Below are 15,363 nucleotides of genomic sequence, written 5' to 3' on the forward strand. Positions count from 1 at the left end.
CGTCTTACATTAGAGACTCTGCTTAAATGCCGAGCTGATCGAGCAAATCATCGGCTTCATTATCAATGGCACGAGTCGCAATGGCGGGTTTATCGGCCATCTTAACCCAAGGCGAAACATTCGAATTTGAGTCGTTATTTCCCCCAATCGAACTGTGCTGCTCTAACAGACTATCGGGATCGAATTCTTCATCGTAGACAAATTCATCTAAGCGAATGAATTCGGTTTTGTCCATGGCAAACTCGAGGTAAAAAATATGGTTATTTTCAGTCCTAAACGACACTCTGCGGGCAACCGCATCGTCTAAGTTAGCGTCGATTGATATGGTTAACTCTTTATTAATCGTCAACATTTTTGGCTGGCTTTGGCTGATTGACGTTTGCAATTCTTTTGAAATTTTATTAATAAAATCCCCTAAGATTTGGTTCATCAACTCACCCATCACGTTACTCACTTCATCTGACGTATGCGAAAACGCGAGCTCAGACTCAGGCATACCCATGTTCAGCATGTAGCGACGGTAGATTTCAATCGCCGCCGAAGCTGAAAAGTTAATCACCACTAGGCCTGAAAAACCACCATCAAAAATCGAGAAACAACCGAGATCAGGTTTAAGACGAGTACGCGCAATACTTTGTACCATACCCGCATGGGTAACATTGCTGGCACTGGTGCTAGAGAGGACGTGGGCAACTGAGTGGCATAACTTCAGTAAAATATCATCCGACGTTACGATAGTATTTGTGGTCATAATCGATTCTCAAACTGAATAATGAATTAATCTTGCGCGTAAAAGCGTAAAAAATCAAAATTAAAACAATTGATTAGCCTAATATAGCAAGATGGTAAAATTAACATAACGCTAACTTATTGATATTTAATAGATCAGATAAAACCTTCAACATAAAGCGACTTATAAAACGGCCTAACTTAATAAGAACATGCCCCATAATGCAACAGATTAAAGTTCCCTATCACTATTCCCTGCTTTAGATCAAAGAAACTCATATTTTATAACGGCTTTTGCTTAATTTATGTCACAGACGATTCAATTGAGATTGATTCGCAGGTATATTGATGCACAATAATAAGTCCTTAAGGAATCCAAATGATCACGTTTTTGCGCCGGTTTACCATTTTACAACGCTTAATGATGATGCTCCTTATGGCCGCGATAGGGACTGTGTGTTTTGCCAGTTTTTCAATTAAAGAGCAGTACAGCAATTTAATTGAACAGAAATGGTTGCAGATAGACGGTCAGCTCGCCAGCATGTTAAGTGTGATAGATGTGCATCGTCAGGATGCGCTCAAAGGTAAGTTTAGCGAAGCAGAAGCTAAACAAATCGCCGCGGATTTAATCAATCAAACTCGCTATTCAGGTTCAGGCTACTTCATTGTTATTGATGATAATAATCAAATCCTCGCCCACGGGGATAGCGCAAATCTTATTGGCACCTCAGCATTAACCTTCAAGTTACCTAATGGCACAAATCCCTTAGCCACTATGCTGCCATTAGCGCGTGCTAAATCGAAAACGACCCTCGAATACCCTATCGCCGATCCTATGACACGTGCCATCGAAGATAAGCTCGCAGAAGCCCGTTACTACCCACAATGGGGTTGGACAGTCATAACAGGCGCTTATCTTAGCGATGTCAAAGCGAGCTTAAAGTCAGTCATTATCGACTATCTAATTATCATGTTTTTGATTTCAGTGCCGATTTTTGCCTTCTTCCTTGTGCTTAACCATTCCATCACCTCACCATTAAATGATGCTATTGATGCCCTTGAAGATATTGCCCAAGGCGAAGGCGACTTAAGTCAGCGCATTAATGCTCAAGGTAAAGATGAGATTGCCCATCTCGCCCGCGCCTTCAACATGTTCGCCCAAAAAATTGGCGACATGGTCGGCCATTTACAACCTTTAGGCCAAGCATTAGATAAAGATGCAAAACAGCTTTTGATTGCAGTTGAAGAGTCCAATCAGAGTGCTGAACATATCCACAGAGAAACTGGCAGCGTCGCCACAGCCGTCAATCAAATGCTGTCGACCACCCATGAAATGGCGAGCAACACCCAGCAAGCGGCCGATGCGGCGAACAGCGTAAAAGAACAAGCGCAGCAAAGCCAAGTCGTGATCGACAACACAGTCAGCAACACAGAAAAACTGGTGGCAGAATTAAAAGCCTCTGAAGTCATCACCCAAAAGCTGGGCGTCGCCTCACAGCAAATCGGTAGCATTCTCGATGTGATCCGCAGCATTGCCGAGCAGACCAACTTACTCGCCCTTAATGCCGCCATTGAAGCTGCTCGAGCTGGGACCCACGGCCGTGGTTTTGCCGTAGTTGCCGATGAAGTCCGCGCCCTTGCTACTCGCACCCAAGACTCGACCAATGAGATCCAAAAAATCATTAGCGAGATCCAATCCGGTGTTGGCTCAGTGATGAAGAGCAACAATCAAACTCAACTGCAATCCGATGAGCTACAGGCCCAAGCCCACGAAGCGGGTAAAGCCATGGCGGCGATTCTGCAATTGATTGCCCATATCAGTGACATGAACACACAATTAGCCAGCGCCACCGAAGAGCAATCACTGGTGACCGAAGAAATTAATCGAAATATTTGTAATATTTCGGAATTAACCGAAGTCTCAGTAAAAGCTAACGAAAGTAATAGCCATGCAGCTCAGTCACTGCAAGACATTAGCCAAGACATGTCCCGCACCTTAGGCCAGTTTAAAATCTAACTAAAGTGTATGAGAACGGCATGACTTGTCGATTGGGGCGCCATAGGGCGCCCTTTTCTTTGGGTAAACCTTCTGGTAACGCTTGTTAACCGCTATCTCACCAATAATGAATTTCAACGACAAAATCCCATTAACCACAAATTCTCTGTCACGCTAACGTTTGATATGCGGTATGCTTTAGCCTTAAAAATCCAACCGAGACACTGCCATGCGAATGACCTTAGCCGTTCACCCTGAACAGTACACAATTCATAGCTTTAGCCCGAATGCCGTATTGCCCAGTGAGGTTTTTGCACAGGACATGTATTTCATTGGTAAGACCCAAGAAGGTTTATCTTTAGTCGTTTCCAGTGAAATGGAACTCGACAGCCTAGAGCAAGAACCGGGCTGGTGTTGCTTTGAAGTACTCGGGCCACTGGGATTTTCGATGACAGGCATTTTATCTAAAGTGTCTGGCACCTTAGCGGACGAACAAATCAGTATTTTTGCGATTTCGACCTTTGATACCGATTACATTTTAGTAAAAAATAATCGCCTCAAAAGTGCCGTCGCCGCCTTGAAAAAACAGGGCTATCACATCATAGAATCGAAAGACGAAGTGTAATACCCCTTTAAATATGAGCTCATCTACTATGTACGAAAAAACAGTCACCATTACCGCCAAACATGGCATTCACACCCGTCCAGCAGCCTTACTGGTTAAAGAAGCCAAAACCTTTGACTGTGATGTCATGGTCGAATGTAATGGTAAGCAAGCCAGTGCTAAGAGTCTGTTTAAACTACAAACCTTAGGCTTATATTCTGGCGTCACGGTAAGAGTGTTTGCCGAAGGTGAACAGGCACAGGCCGCGGTTGAGAAAGTCTCTGAGCTGCTCATTACCCTAAGCTAGGCCTTTTCTTACGCTAAAATGCGTTTATCTGCAGGTTTAACCGACACGCAAAAAACTCGTCTCGACCGTCTTGACATGCTAATGCTTTACATACAAACGCTTTACAAGCTTAGCGTCACTCAACTAGACTCGCTATCGCTAACGGACACTCAGTTCAGTGGTTAATTTAGGAAGGGATATGTCAATAACGGGGATTATAGTGTCATCGGGAATTGCCTTTGGACAGGCACTTCACCTACTCCACACCGAACACCACCTCGATTATCGCCCTATTCCCCTGTCTAAAATCCCTCAACAACAGGGTAAATTTGCCAAAGCCTTGCAAGAACTACAGGCACAACTGACCCACAGCCAAGCTGCACTCGACAGCGACTCCGAAAATTATCAGTTAATCGAAGCCGATTTGTTGTTATTAGAAGACGATGAATTAATCGAGCAAGTGAACGATGCCATTCGCACCTTACAATTGTCGGCAAGTGTGGCGGTTGAACGTATTTTTGCCCATCAGGCCAATGAGTTACAATCCTTAGATGATCCCTATTTAGCCAATAGAGCCCAAGATGTACGCTGTTTGGGCCAAAGAGTCGTCGCGGCGATAAACGGCCATTTAGCTCAAGGGCTCGAAAAACTCGATAGACCCACTATCTTATTAGCGCAGGATTTGACACCCGCCGAATTTGCCTTACTACCACGGGAAAACCTCTGCGGTATTGTACTGAAAACGGGCGGTTTAACGAGCCATACGGCCATTTTAGCCAGAGCAGCCAGCATTCCTGCCATCTTAAGTTGTCAGTTCGACGCAGACTCTATTCCCAACGGTACGCCCTTAGTGCTCGATGCACTCGCGGGTGAACTTTGTGTCAATCCCAATCCAGACCAACAGGCAAGACTCACAGTTACCTTTCACCATGAACAAGCAAGGCGCGCAGCACTTCAAACTTACAAGGATGTCCCAGCGCAAACCCAAGACGGTCATACTGTGGGACTCATGGCAAACGTGGGTAATCTCAACGACATCACCCATGTCAGCGATGTCGGCGCCGATGGAATAGGCTTGTTTCGCACCGAATTTATGTTGATGAACGTCGCCACCCTGCCCGATGAAAAAGCCCAATACAGCTTATATTGCGATGCATTGCACGCCCTAGGCGGTAAAACCTTTACCATCCGCACCTTAGATATCGGTGCAGACAAAGAACTCCCCTGTTTATGCCAAGAAATTGAAGATAATCCTGCCTTAGGTCTTCGCGGCATTCGCTACACCTTGGCGCACCCAGAATTATTTAAAACCCAATTGAGGGCAATTTTGCGTGCCGCTAACCATGGCCCGATCCGTTTGATGTTCCCTATGGTCAATCAAGTCGAAGAATTGGACGAAGTGTTTGAACTTATTGCCCAGTGCCAAGATGCCTTGGAAGAAGAAGAGAAAGGCTATGGCGAACTTAGCTACGGTATCGTTGTCGAAACCCCTGCTGCGGTATTCAACCTCAACGCTATGCTGCCAAGACTTGATTTTGTCAGCATTGGCACCAACGATTTAACCCAATATGCAATGGCAGCCGATAGGACAAACCCGCAGCTTACCCGTGACTATCCGTCCCTTTCGCCTGCCATTTTAGCCTTAATTAACATGACAATAACCCAAGCTAAGGCCGCTAATGTTAAAGTTTCTCTGTGCGGTGAACTCGCCAGTTCACCGCAAATTGCGCCGCTGTTAATCGGCATGGGCTTGGACGAACTCAGTGTTAACTTAAGCTCACTCTTAGAAGTGAAAGCGGCCATTTGCCAAGGCAGCATCACACAATTTTCGGCATTAGCTCACACGGCATTACAACAAGATAGAATTGCAAGCTTACAGCAGTGTATAACAAGCTATAAATAGAGACATTTATTCGTTATGCTGCATTACAGAACAAAAACAATGACAAAAACAAGCAAAAGAGGCTCTAGATTATGGGATTTTTAAGCCGAATAAGGCGCTTGGTATCGGGCCAGACTCAATTAGCTGGCGGTATCATGGTATATGCCCCCGTTTCCGGCGATATCGTCGCCATTGAAAAAGTCCCCGACGTGGTTTTTGCTGAAAAGATTGTCGGTGATGGCATCGCTATCGCCCCCAAAGGCGAATTAATTCTGGCGCCTATCGACGGCACCATAGGTAAAATTTTTGAGACAAATCATGCGTTCAGCATTGAGTCTCCCCAAGGTTTAGAGCTATTTGTTCACTTTGGTGTAGGTACAGTCGAGCTGAGAGGCAAAGGGTTTAAACGTTTGGCCCAGGAAGGTCAAGAAGTGAAAGTTGGCGATCCGATTCTGTCATTCGATATTGATTATCTAAAAGATCAAGTCGACAGCCTACTCACTCCTGTCGTGCTGGCGAACATGGAAGATGTCAAATACCTCGACAAAGCCCAAGGCAGTGTCACCGCGGGCAAAGACGTGATCTTTACGGTACAGCTCTAATTTAACCATTTCGAATAAATCGTTTATCGGCTGTTTTCTGAATAATAAAAGGCTGACTCACCATCATGAGCCAGCCTTTTAAATTTTTAAAAACCAAGCCTATACACAGTATTTGAATTCGCCAAGCTGCACCGATACACAGGCTTGAGAGAATCTATTTCGACCATTCTCACGCTAAGCATCACGTTCCCTGCGAATAACGGCTACATGACTCTAGTAAACTAATCTACTTTGAACATGGCAAAATCGGGGCGCGGCAATTTATCTAAAATACTGTACAGATAAATCACCAATACCGAGAGTAAAGCGCCTGTCAAAAACAGCCACTGACCGCCAAAATGATCCAATATGATGCCACCTCCAAGGGGCGCGAGCGCAAATCCTAAGTCATAGAATGAAGCAGCCCCAAAGTAGGCGCCGCGAAGATGATCAGGGGCTAAGCGGTCGATATGCACATTCATAGTGGGGAACAAAATAGTCTCGGCGACGCTCATCACCACAATCGCACCAATCCAGCCCCAAAATAGATCCAGCGGATTAAATGCCAGCCAGATTTGTGAGCCGATCAGTAATAGCAATCCGATTTGAATCCGTTTGACGAGCGGAAAACGGGCCATGAGTTTCAATAGCAAAAATTGGGTGGAGATAATCACCATAGCATTGGTGAAAATCATGCCAGAAATTAACGTCAGCAAATCAGGCGCACCTGCGCGAGTAAGATATTGGATCAACGAACTGTCCATTTGGGCATAAATGAACATACACAAAATATTGGCAAAAATTAAACATTGCAGCAGTTTATCTTGCAATAGAATGGCGATAATTTGCTTACGGCTCACGACTGCCGCTTTTTTCGTGCTCGCCTCTGCATCAGTCGATAAGCCATTCACACCACGATTAACACCATCACTTGTCATGTCATTTACAAAGTCACTTTCACTGCTACTCGTATCGCCACTTAAATTGTCACTCGATGAGGCGCCAGCCGCCATAGCAAGTTCCTGACGGGTTTGATGGTTAAATCCCCAATATAACAAGGCCAACAACACGGCAAAGGCCACTGCAGTAAGGTAGAAACTGGATTGCTTGCCCGTAAGACCAAGCCATACCCCCAGCATAGGGCCAACGGCGCAGCCAACGTTGACGATAAAATACAGCGACTGCATCGCCAATTCGCGTGTCTTAGGATCGGCAATAATGTCGCCAATAGCGGCGGATGTCAGCGGTCGCCACAGTGAAGTGGCCATAGAGCACAGGGGCATCACGACCACATACCCCTCGACAGAATTGGCTTCAGCCAATAACGAAAACGAGATGATATAGAGAATGCCCGTCAGGTACATCAGCTTATGACGACCGATTCTGTCGGACAATGAGCTACCAACAAAGCTCGTAAATACCGAAATAATCGCGGCGCTGGACAAGACCATGCCGACCTCAGTGGCACTTAGCGCAAATTTCTCATATAAAATAACGGCTAAGAATGGCCACACCATGTAATAACTGCCACGGGTGATAAAAGACCCAAACAAAAATATCCACATCAAGCGCGGAAATTGCTTAAATCGCTGCAATGAAACATCGCTGTGCATCTTAATCCTTTAAAAGCGCATTGACTTCAATGCTTAAATCAAACTGATTTTAATGAAAAAACAATATATACAAGGCACTTAAGTTAGACAAGTGTTAAAAAGTTAAACCAAAGCAAGTCACCAGCGATTATTATCTCTAGAAAATTAACGTTTTATTAATCACCAGATATCGGCAACACATCCCACTTGTGACATGCGACGCACAATGCCACAATGCCAGTAAAATCAATGCTTGCAAGCCAAGCGTCCATCCACACTGGAGCATCATTTTGACCCTCTACGGTATTAAGAATTGCGATACAGTGCGTAAAGCACGTAAATGGATTGAAAATCATCAACTTCCAGTTCATTTCCATGATTTTAGAGATGACGGCCTACGTCAAGAAGACCTCGAATTATGGTGTAAAACCTCAGGCTGGGAAACCGTATTCAATAAGCGCAGCACGAGCTTTCGTGCGCTCAGTGACGCAGATAAAACCGATATCGATCAAGCCAAAGCCATTCAACTTATGCTGGCGCAACCGACACTGATCAAACGCCCCGTCTTAGTCGTCGGTGAACAAGTGCTGATTGGCTTTGATGAAGCCGCCTATAAAAGAGTATTCTCAGTATGATGCCAGCCGACAATTATCCCGTTACAGAACTGACAAAAGCGCTGATCGCCCGCCCTTCGGTGACACCGCTTGATGAAGGCTGCCAAACCTTAATGGCTGAAAGACTCAGCGCCATCGGTTTTAATATCGAACCTATGGTATTTGAAGACACCACCAATATGTGGGCTCGCCGTGGTAATGAAGGCCCCGTTTTTTGTTTTGCGGGTCACACAGACGTTGTGCCAACAGGCGATGTGAGCCGCTGGCACACGCCGCCTTTTGTGCCCACCATTATCGATGGCTACTTGTATGGCCGCGGCGCAGCGGACATGAAAGGCTCACTCGCGGCTATGGTGATTGCCACCGAACGCTTCATAGCGAAACACCCAAATCACAATGGCTCTATCGCCTTTTTGATCACCAGCGATGAAGAAGGTCCATTCATCAACGGCACGACGCGAGTCATTGATACCTTAGAAGCGCGCAACGAGAAGATCACTTGGGCATTAGTCGGCGAACCCTCATCAACCCTAAAGCTGGGCGATGTGGTCAAAAATGGTCGCCGCGGCAGTTTAACCGGCAACTTAACCGTGAAAGGCATTCAAGGCCACGTGGCCTATCCACACCTTGCCGATAATCCAATCCACAAAGCCGCGCCTTTCTTAGCCGAGCTAAGTCAAATGCACTGGGATAATGGCAATGAGTTCTTTCCGCCCACCAGCTTCCAAATCGCCAATATTAATGGCGGCACAGGTGCATCAAATGTGATCCCTGGTGCACTGGAAGTGATGTTTAACTTCCGTTACTCCACCGAAGTGACCGCCGAAATCTTGATTGAGCGAGTTGAAACTCTATTGAAAGCCTATGAGCTAGACTACGATATCAGCTGGATTTTCAATGGACTACCATTTTTAACCGGTGATGGCCCGTTATTAGATGCAACCCGTATCGCGATCCGCCAAGTCACAGGTTATGAAACCGATCCGCAAACCACGGGCGGCACATCAGACGGTCGCTTTATCGCACCAACGGGCGCCAAAGTGTTAGAGCTTGGCCCTGTCAACGCCACCATTCATAAAGTGAATGAATGCGTTAAAGTGGACGACCTTGAGCAGTTAGCCCTGTGTTATGAAGTCATTTTGGAACAATTACTGTGTTAGCACATCTGAAGATCCGTCCCGAAACCGCAAAACTTTACGGCTTAAGCTCCCCTGAATTAGTGGATTATTTAAGCCCGTATCACCTTGGTTATCATAGCTTTGGGTTAGAGGAGAACACAGCTATCGCCTTTAAGTCTATGGCGGCAAAAGCTGAAGATGCGGGCATAAAACTCGCGATTTGCTCGGCACATCGTCCCTTTGAACGGCAACTGGCAATTTGGAATGCCAAGGCTAGCGGTAAACGCGCGGTATTGGATGCCAATGAGTTACCGGTCAATATTCAGGGCTTAAGTGACGATGCCATAGTTGACTTGATTTTGCTCTGGTCGGCGTTGCCTGGCGCTTCACGCCACCATTGGGGTACCGATCTCGATGTGTTCGATGCGGCTCAAATTGATGTTAAAGCCCTGCGCCTTGTTGAAGCTGAATATGTTCAGGGTGGTCCCTGCGCTAAATTGCATGCTTGGCTGGTAGAAAATGCCCATGATTTTGGCTTTTACTTCCCGTTTCAGCAGGGACAAAGTGCGGTAAGTCCTGAGCCTTGGCACATCAGCTATTTCCCTGTAGCACAGTTATTGTTGCCACAATTCGATCGTGCCGAACTGGCAATCCTGTTAGAAAACAGTGATATGTTGCTAAAAGATGCAGTACTCGCCCGATTAGACAATCTAATAGATGAATACGTGCTGCGTATCGCTCAGCCCTAATCACGAAATACTCGCCAAGATCAGTCAACACAGGTTAAGCATAGCGCTATATCGTCAAAATTGGCGCCAAAATGCGGTTTAACACAATGATATATTTGATAAAGTAGGTTTTATGGATTTTTCTTCACACCGCCAGCAGCTTGTTATTGCCGATCGAAAATTAAGTTACCTTGATGTCGGCTCAGGCCCTGTATTGTTGTTTGGGCACAGTTATTTATGGGATAGCGCTATGTGGGCGCCTCAAATTGCCGCCTTAAGCGCCCAGTATCGCTGCATAGTGCCTGAACTTTGGGGCCATGGTCAGTCAGATTTACTGCCCAATAACTGCAAAACGCTACTCGATATTGCCGATCAAATGCTTGAGCTAATGGATGCTCTTGAGATAACTCACTTTAGTGTTGTCGGACAATCTGTCGGTGCTATGTGGGGCGCAGAATTGGTACTGAAAGCACCAACAAGAGTTAAAACCCTCGTTATGCTCAACAGTTTTATCGGCTTCGAACCCGAAGTCACCCGTGCGAAATATGATGGCATGCTGGATATGATTACCGCCGCTAAGGCGATCCCTGCGCCGCTGATCAGTGCAATTTCACCTTTATTCTTCGCCAATGATGCCGCGAATAGCACTCCCGAACTGGTTACGGACTTTGAACAGTCACTTGCCAGTATCACAGCGGAGCAAATCCTCACGATAGTTAAACTTGGACGAATGATTTTTGGTCGTCGCGATACCATGGAATACGCCGAGCAATTGACGCTACCCTGCCTCATCATGGCTGGCGTGGAAGATAAGGCCCGCAGCGTATTGGAAAGTTACCTGATGAGTGATGCCATTGACGGCAGCCAACTTGTGCATATTCCTGCGGCAGGACACATATCAACTCTCGAACAAGCGGAATTTATTAACCAACATTTAGCCGATTTTCTGGCTAAACATTATTAATTAATCGCTAAATCTACGCTTCAAGGTGCGAAAACTCGCATCTTGAAGATGAGTATTTCTACTTAGCACATGTTACCAAAATGTGCTTATATCAATATTGCTCACCCATACTTAATTCCTATTTTATGGATAAATACATTAGGCTTTACTTTATTAAAGTCTGTTATTGAGCACGCCTCATTTCATTAAACTCACCTGTGAAACCTCTATTAACAAGTAAAGACCTTGTTTTTGTTCCAAGCGGCTTAAAAAATGTTGCACAAAGGTGAAATCTACTAATTATCAACTACCTTTATACTGTATTCCCTCAACAAGGTATTCTGCCATGAGAAAAAGTACAGTTGCCCTCTGCGTATTCAGCACACTTTATATGCCGTCTCTTTATGCCGATGTTCAAATAAATGGATTTGCCTCTATTGTCGCGGGCTCGAGTCTAAGTGACGATAAAAGCTATTATGGTTACGATAAAGAACTCGATTTTAATAATGATTCCAAAGTTGCCTTACAATTTACCGCCGATCTTGGTAGTGGCTTAAGAGCTACTGCACAAGTGCTATCCAGAGGCAGTAACGATTATAGCGCTGAATTCGAATGGGCTTATATCTCCTATGACATCAGCGACAAACTTATGCTTATGGCAGGTCGCCAACGTTTTAATCTCTATAAATACTCCGATTATATTGATGTAGGCTATGCCTATCATTGGATCACTCCGCCCCGCGGAGTTTATTCACTGCCATTTAATTCAGGTGAAGGTGTAGGCTTAGTTTATGCCGATTTATGGGGCGATACCGAAGTAGGTTTGACCTATAAATACATTACCACTTCAGTTTCTGACTACTCGCCTACTGGTTCATCAACGCCTCCTGCGCCCTTCTCCGCCGAGGGCCACATAATGAACTTTAACTTTGTAACCTCAGGGTTTGAGTACGGTTTAAATATTGGCATAGTTACCGATTTCTCCTACGAATTACCCGCACTGCTTGGCTTAGGCAATGCAATTTCTCAAACCGGACTCTTTACTCAGCAAGTGGTTGATGATCTTTTACCGATTAATGACAGCGCGTTACTCATTGGCGCGAATGTTAAATATGATGCTGAAAAATGGTTTATTTTGGCCGAATACACACGAATTGATGTCGATCCCAGTAGCTTTAATATTCAAGATTCAGCCTTTGTTTCCGGCGGGATCCGCTATCACGATTTCACCTTCCACTTAACCTACGGTATTGATAAAGGTGAGCCCCAATACGATGCCTATGACGCTATGTTACCTGTTTACAATGGTCTGCCACCGGCAAACCAAGCTGCACTCGCACCGCTTGTTTTTGGAACACAAGCGGCGCTTGAAGCACAGCAGGAAGACAGCGCCTACTACATCATAGGCACCCGCTGGGATTTCCATCCTTCTGCCGCACTGAAACTAGAGTACACCAACTACAGTAACGACAAACCGTCCTCCGATGAACAGTTGCTGAGTATGGCAATAGACTTAGTTTTTTAAGGAGTTAAGCATGAAACTATTAATAAGTTCTCGGTTGATGATAAAAACCTTAGTCGCCAGTGCGCTTCTACTTGGCAGTGCCTGTGTTCAAGCCGAAATTGCCGTCGTGGTGCACCCTTCTAATACGTCAGAAATTAGCGCTGCGGATATTTCACGGATCTATTTAGGCAAACTCAAGTCTTTCCCCAGTGGTGGCACTGTCGTCGCACTCGATCAACCTGAAGGCACGCCCGCACGTGATGCATTTGTTAAACAGATCCTTAATAAAACCGAGAGTCAGTTAAAAGCCTATTGGTCAAAACTGGTCTTTTCAGGCCAAGGTCAACCGCCCAAAGTCGTCGACTCCAGCGCTGAAATGCTCGCATTGATTGCCGCCAATCCCAATATGATCGGATTTGTTGACGTCAGCGAAGTCAACGATAGCGTGAAAGTGATCAGTAAGTTCTAACCCATACTGCATCATCCTTGTCCGCCTTAATCTGTGGCGGACAAGGTTTCCACTCAGCATTTGTGCGATATAAACAACAAACACACTATCAAAATCAAATGGTGCTTGAACCCTCAGAGAGGGCTTATCCATTTGCAGTACTATTAAGAAAAAATAATCTCGATTTTTCAATATCCTGATTCAAACCTTAATTGGATAGACCAGCAGAGCCAAATTTGCTGGTATACTCTTGCTCAAAATGTGCTGCTTGCATGAATTAGAGCATGAGAAGACATTTTATATGTCAATAAAACAATAGGTTAAAATGAAACTACTCAAACCTTTATTCGACAATAACCGCCGCTGGGCCGGACGTATACGCCAAGAAAATCCTGATTTTTTTGAACAATTAGCGAAACAGCAACATCCTGAATACCTGTGGATTGGCTGCTCAGATAGTCGCGTTCCCTCAAACCAAATCATTGATCTTATGCCCGGTGAAGTCTTTGTTCACCGTAATATCGCCAACATGGTGATCCATACCGATCTTAACTGCTTATCTGTACTGCAATACGCCGTCGATGTGCTCAAGGTGAAGCATATTATGGTGGTGGGTCACTACGGCTGCGGTGGTGTGCGCGCGGCCATGGGTCAGCAACGCTTAGGACTCATCGATAACTGGCTCGGGCATTTACGTGATATCTATCGTATTTATCAGGAAGAATTACAACAGATGGACGAAGCCAAACGTTTTGATCGTCTGTGCGAGCTAAACGTGATTGAGCAAGTTGCTAATGTGACCAGTTCAACCATAGTGCAAGAAGCCTGGGATCGCGGCCAAGAAGTGGCGGTACACGGCTGGATTTACGGCATTGATAACGGTTTACTGACAGATTTAGATGTCACGGTTGACCGTGAACATGGTTTAGCCAATCCACGCTAACAGCCTGAATATAGGCTTTTAACCCTTAGCTGAGTGTCATCTATACTCAGATAAAACCTGCCCCTGTGCAGGTTTTTCTTTTTCCATGACAATTTTCAGCAATAAAACATCGCAAGGGTCTATTACGCCAGTTATAATCCGCCAGTTAATTGCAGGCGACCTATGCGCCACAAATTCTAAGGAGATACCTTCCATGCCCGGTTTTGAATTATTTGGTCCTGAAGAGAAGCAGGAAGTCGCTGACGTTATGGAAAACGGTTTTACCTTCCGTTACAACTTCGACCATATGCGTAATGATCGCTGGAAGACGCGCGATATGGAGCAACTACTGTGCGAGAAGATGAACGTGAAGCATGCTCACCTTTTATCAAGCGGTACTGCTGCGCTGCAAACGGCCATGATGGCTGCAGGCATTGGTGCTGGCGATGAAGTTATCGTGCCACCTTTTACCTTTGTAGCCTCAGTTGAAGCGATTTTTATGGCAGGCGCTATTCCGATTTTTGCCGAAATCGATGAGACATTGTGTTTATCTCCAGAAGGAATCGAAGCCGCGATTACCCCACGCACTAAAGCCATCAACTTAGTGCACATGTGCGGTTCTATGGCGAAGATGGACGAGATCAAAGCCGTCTGTAAAAAACATAACTTACTGATTTTAGAAGATGCTTGCCAAGCCATCGGTGGTAGCTACAAGGGCCAAGCCCTAGGTACTATCGGGGATGTAGGTTGTTACTCATTCGATTCTGTCAAAACCATCACCTGTGGTGAAGGTGGCGCTGTGATCACTAACAACACAGAAATCTACAACAATGCGCACATGTTCTCAGATCACGGCCATGACCATATTGGTAAAGACCGCGGTGCAGAGTCACACCCTATCATTGGCTTGAACTTCCGTATTTCGGAAATGAATGCCGCCTTAGGATTAGCGCAGTTACGTAAACTCGATACCATTATCGATATTCAACGTAAAAACAAAAAGACCATTAAAGATGCAATGGCCGCTATCCCAGAAGTCACCTTCCGCCAGATCCCAGATCCAGAAGGCGACTCGGCTGGCTTCTTAACCTTTATGTTGCCAACCGAAGCGCGCACGCAAGAAATCAGCAAAAAACTGGCTGAAAACGGCGTTGATGGCTGCTTCTACTGGTATGTAAACAACTGGCATTATTTGAAAAACTGGAAACACATTCAGGAGCTTAAGGCATCTGCTGCGTTGCCAATCACATTAATCGCCGACAGACCTGACTATACTCAAGTTTCTGTGCCTAAATCCGATGCCATTATGAGCCGCACGATTTCTATGCTCATCAAGTTGTCTTGGACCGATGCTCAGATCGCCGAGCGTATCGAAAACATCAAGAAAGCATTTGCCCAATAATTCTACGGGAGTTT

Annotated in this window: 15 protein-coding genes; 13 read left to right on the plus strand and 2 right to left on the minus strand. The window is 45.4% G+C overall.

Features of this window, described 5'->3' with window-relative positions; translation table 11 throughout:
• Positions 1–22: 22 nt before the first annotated feature.
• Positions 23–751: a DUF3334 family protein gene (locus KO537_RS00965; protein WP_028760052.1), complete on the minus strand. Its 729-nt coding sequence runs from the start codon at positions 749–751 to the stop codon at positions 23–25.
• Between the two features lie 357 nt (positions 752–1,108).
• Between KO537_RS00965 and KO537_RS00970 the strand changes: the two genes are divergently transcribed.
• The 5 genes from KO537_RS00970 to crr all read left to right on the plus strand — a co-directional run bounded on the left by KO537_RS00970 (position 1,109) and on the right by crr (position 6,099).
• The gene (locus tag KO537_RS00970) at positions 1,109–2,746 is read left to right on the plus strand and encodes a methyl-accepting chemotaxis protein (RefSeq protein WP_028760053.1); all 1,638 of its coding nucleotides are present in this window, start codon (positions 1,109–1,111) and stop codon (positions 2,744–2,746) included.
• 208 nt (positions 2,747–2,954) lie between these two features.
• Positions 2,955–3,350, plus strand: coding sequence for an ACT domain-containing protein (locus KO537_RS00975; RefSeq protein WP_173245105.1), 396 nt, complete (start codon positions 2,955–2,957; stop codon positions 3,348–3,350).
• 28 nt (positions 3,351–3,378) lie between these two features.
• Positions 3,379–3,636 (plus strand): HPr family phosphocarrier protein, encoded by a 258-nt coding sequence (locus tag KO537_RS00980; protein WP_028760055.1) that lies wholly within the window; start codon positions 3,379–3,381, stop codon positions 3,634–3,636.
• Positions 3,637–3,814: 178 nt separating this feature from the next.
• Positions 3,815–5,518, plus strand: a complete 1,704-nt coding sequence (gene ptsP, locus KO537_RS00985; RefSeq protein ID WP_219233649.1) for a phosphoenolpyruvate--protein phosphotransferase — start codon at positions 3,815–3,817, stop codon at positions 5,516–5,518.
• Positions 5,519–5,589: 71 nt separating this feature from the next.
• On the plus strand, positions 5,590–6,099 hold the full coding sequence (gene crr / locus KO537_RS00990) for a PTS glucose transporter subunit IIA (protein WP_006081821.1): 510 nt from the start codon (positions 5,590–5,592) through the stop codon (positions 6,097–6,099).
• A gap of 221 nt (positions 6,100–6,320) precedes the next feature.
• On the opposite strand, the gene KO537_RS00995 is transcribed toward crr, so the two are convergent.
• Positions 6,321–7,691 (minus strand): MFS transporter, encoded by a 1,371-nt coding sequence (locus tag KO537_RS00995; protein WP_173496661.1) that lies wholly within the window; start codon positions 7,689–7,691, stop codon positions 6,321–6,323.
• A gap of 269 nt (positions 7,692–7,960) precedes the next feature.
• Here KO537_RS00995 and KO537_RS01000 point away from each other — a divergent pair, with 269 nt between their 5' ends.
• The 8 genes from KO537_RS01000 (at position 7,961) to kdnA (ending at position 15,349) form a co-directional block, all read left to right on the plus strand.
• On the plus strand, positions 7,961–8,305 hold the full coding sequence (locus KO537_RS01000; RefSeq protein WP_173496660.1) for an ArsC family reductase: 345 nt from the start codon (positions 7,961–7,963) through the stop codon (positions 8,303–8,305).
• Positions 8,305–9,444, plus strand: a complete 1,140-nt coding sequence (gene dapE, locus KO537_RS01005; RefSeq protein WP_173497894.1) for a succinyl-diaminopimelate desuccinylase — start codon at positions 8,305–8,307, stop codon at positions 9,442–9,444. The genes KO537_RS01000 and dapE overlap by 1 nt, the downstream gene beginning before the upstream one ends.
• Complete coding sequence (locus KO537_RS01010; protein WP_219233650.1) at positions 9,438–10,151, plus strand: M15 family metallopeptidase; 714 nt, start codon at positions 9,438–9,440, stop codon at positions 10,149–10,151. Before dapE ends, KO537_RS01010 begins: the two co-directional genes overlap by 7 nt.
• 112 nt (positions 10,152–10,263) lie before the next feature.
• Positions 10,264–11,094 (plus strand): alpha/beta hydrolase, encoded by an 831-nt coding sequence (locus tag KO537_RS01015; RefSeq protein ID WP_219233651.1) that lies wholly within the window; start codon positions 10,264–10,266, stop codon positions 11,092–11,094.
• 325 nt (positions 11,095–11,419) lie between these two features.
• The gene (locus KO537_RS01020) at positions 11,420–12,598 is read left to right on the plus strand and encodes a porin (RefSeq protein WP_105252605.1); all 1,179 of its coding nucleotides are present in this window, start codon (positions 11,420–11,422) and stop codon (positions 12,596–12,598) included.
• A 10-nt stretch (positions 12,599–12,608) separates the two neighbouring features.
• Complete coding sequence (locus tag KO537_RS01025; protein WP_028760063.1) at positions 12,609–13,046, plus strand: phosphate ABC transporter substrate-binding protein; 438 nt, start codon at positions 12,609–12,611, stop codon at positions 13,044–13,046.
• Between the two features lie 304 nt (positions 13,047–13,350).
• Positions 13,351–13,968, plus strand: coding sequence for a carbonate dehydratase (can, locus tag KO537_RS01030; RefSeq protein ID WP_028760064.1), 618 nt, complete (start codon positions 13,351–13,353; stop codon positions 13,966–13,968).
• Between the two features lie 193 nt (positions 13,969–14,161).
• A complete protein-coding gene (kdnA, locus tag KO537_RS01035; protein WP_028760065.1) occupies positions 14,162–15,349 on the plus strand; it encodes an 8-amino-3,8-dideoxy-alpha-D-manno-octulosonate transaminase KdnA in 1,188 nt (395 codons plus the stop codon).
• The last annotated feature ends 14 nt before the right edge of the window (positions 15,350–15,363 follow it).

It is taken from the genome of Shewanella sp. NKUCC01_JLK (genome assembly GCF_019345615.1).
GTDB lineage: Bacteria > Pseudomonadota > Gammaproteobacteria > Enterobacterales > Shewanellaceae > Shewanella > Shewanella oncorhynchi.

What these genes read in the sequence shown, in the direction of transcription:
- KO537_RS00980 (WP_028760055.1), top strand. Translation starts at nt 3,379, where the DNA reads ATGTACGAAAAAACAGTCACCATTACCGCCAAACATGGCATTCACACC.
- KO537_RS00995 (WP_173496661.1), bottom strand. Translation starts at nt 7,691, where the DNA reads ATGCACAGCGATGTTTCATTGCAGCGATTTAAGCAATTTCCGCGCTTG.
- KO537_RS00975 (WP_173245105.1), top strand. Translation starts at nt 2,955, where the DNA reads ATGCGAATGACCTTAGCCGTTCACCCTGAACAGTACACAATTCATAGC.
- ptsP (WP_219233649.1), top strand. Translation starts at nt 3,815, where the DNA reads ATGTCAATAACGGGGATTATAGTGTCATCGGGAATTGCCTTTGGACAG.
- KO537_RS01020 (WP_105252605.1), top strand. Translation starts at nt 11,420, where the DNA reads ATGAGAAAAAGTACAGTTGCCCTCTGCGTATTCAGCACACTTTATATG.
- KO537_RS01025 (WP_028760063.1), top strand. Translation starts at nt 12,609, where the DNA reads ATGAAACTATTAATAAGTTCTCGGTTGATGATAAAAACCTTAGTCGCC.
- KO537_RS01015 (WP_219233651.1), top strand. Translation starts at nt 10,264, where the DNA reads ATGGATTTTTCTTCACACCGCCAGCAGCTTGTTATTGCCGATCGAAAA.
- dapE (WP_173497894.1), top strand. Translation starts at nt 8,305, where the DNA reads ATGCCAGCCGACAATTATCCCGTTACAGAACTGACAAAAGCGCTGATC.
- can (WP_028760064.1), top strand. Translation starts at nt 13,351, where the DNA reads ATGAAACTACTCAAACCTTTATTCGACAATAACCGCCGCTGGGCCGGA.
- kdnA (WP_028760065.1), top strand. Translation starts at nt 14,162, where the DNA reads ATGCCCGGTTTTGAATTATTTGGTCCTGAAGAGAAGCAGGAAGTCGCT.
- crr (WP_006081821.1), top strand. Translation starts at nt 5,590, where the DNA reads ATGGGATTTTTAAGCCGAATAAGGCGCTTGGTATCGGGCCAGACTCAA.
- KO537_RS00970 (WP_028760053.1), top strand. Translation starts at nt 1,109, where the DNA reads ATGATCACGTTTTTGCGCCGGTTTACCATTTTACAACGCTTAATGATG.
- KO537_RS00965 (WP_028760052.1), bottom strand. Translation starts at nt 751, where the DNA reads ATGACCACAAATACTATCGTAACGTCGGATGATATTTTACTGAAGTTA.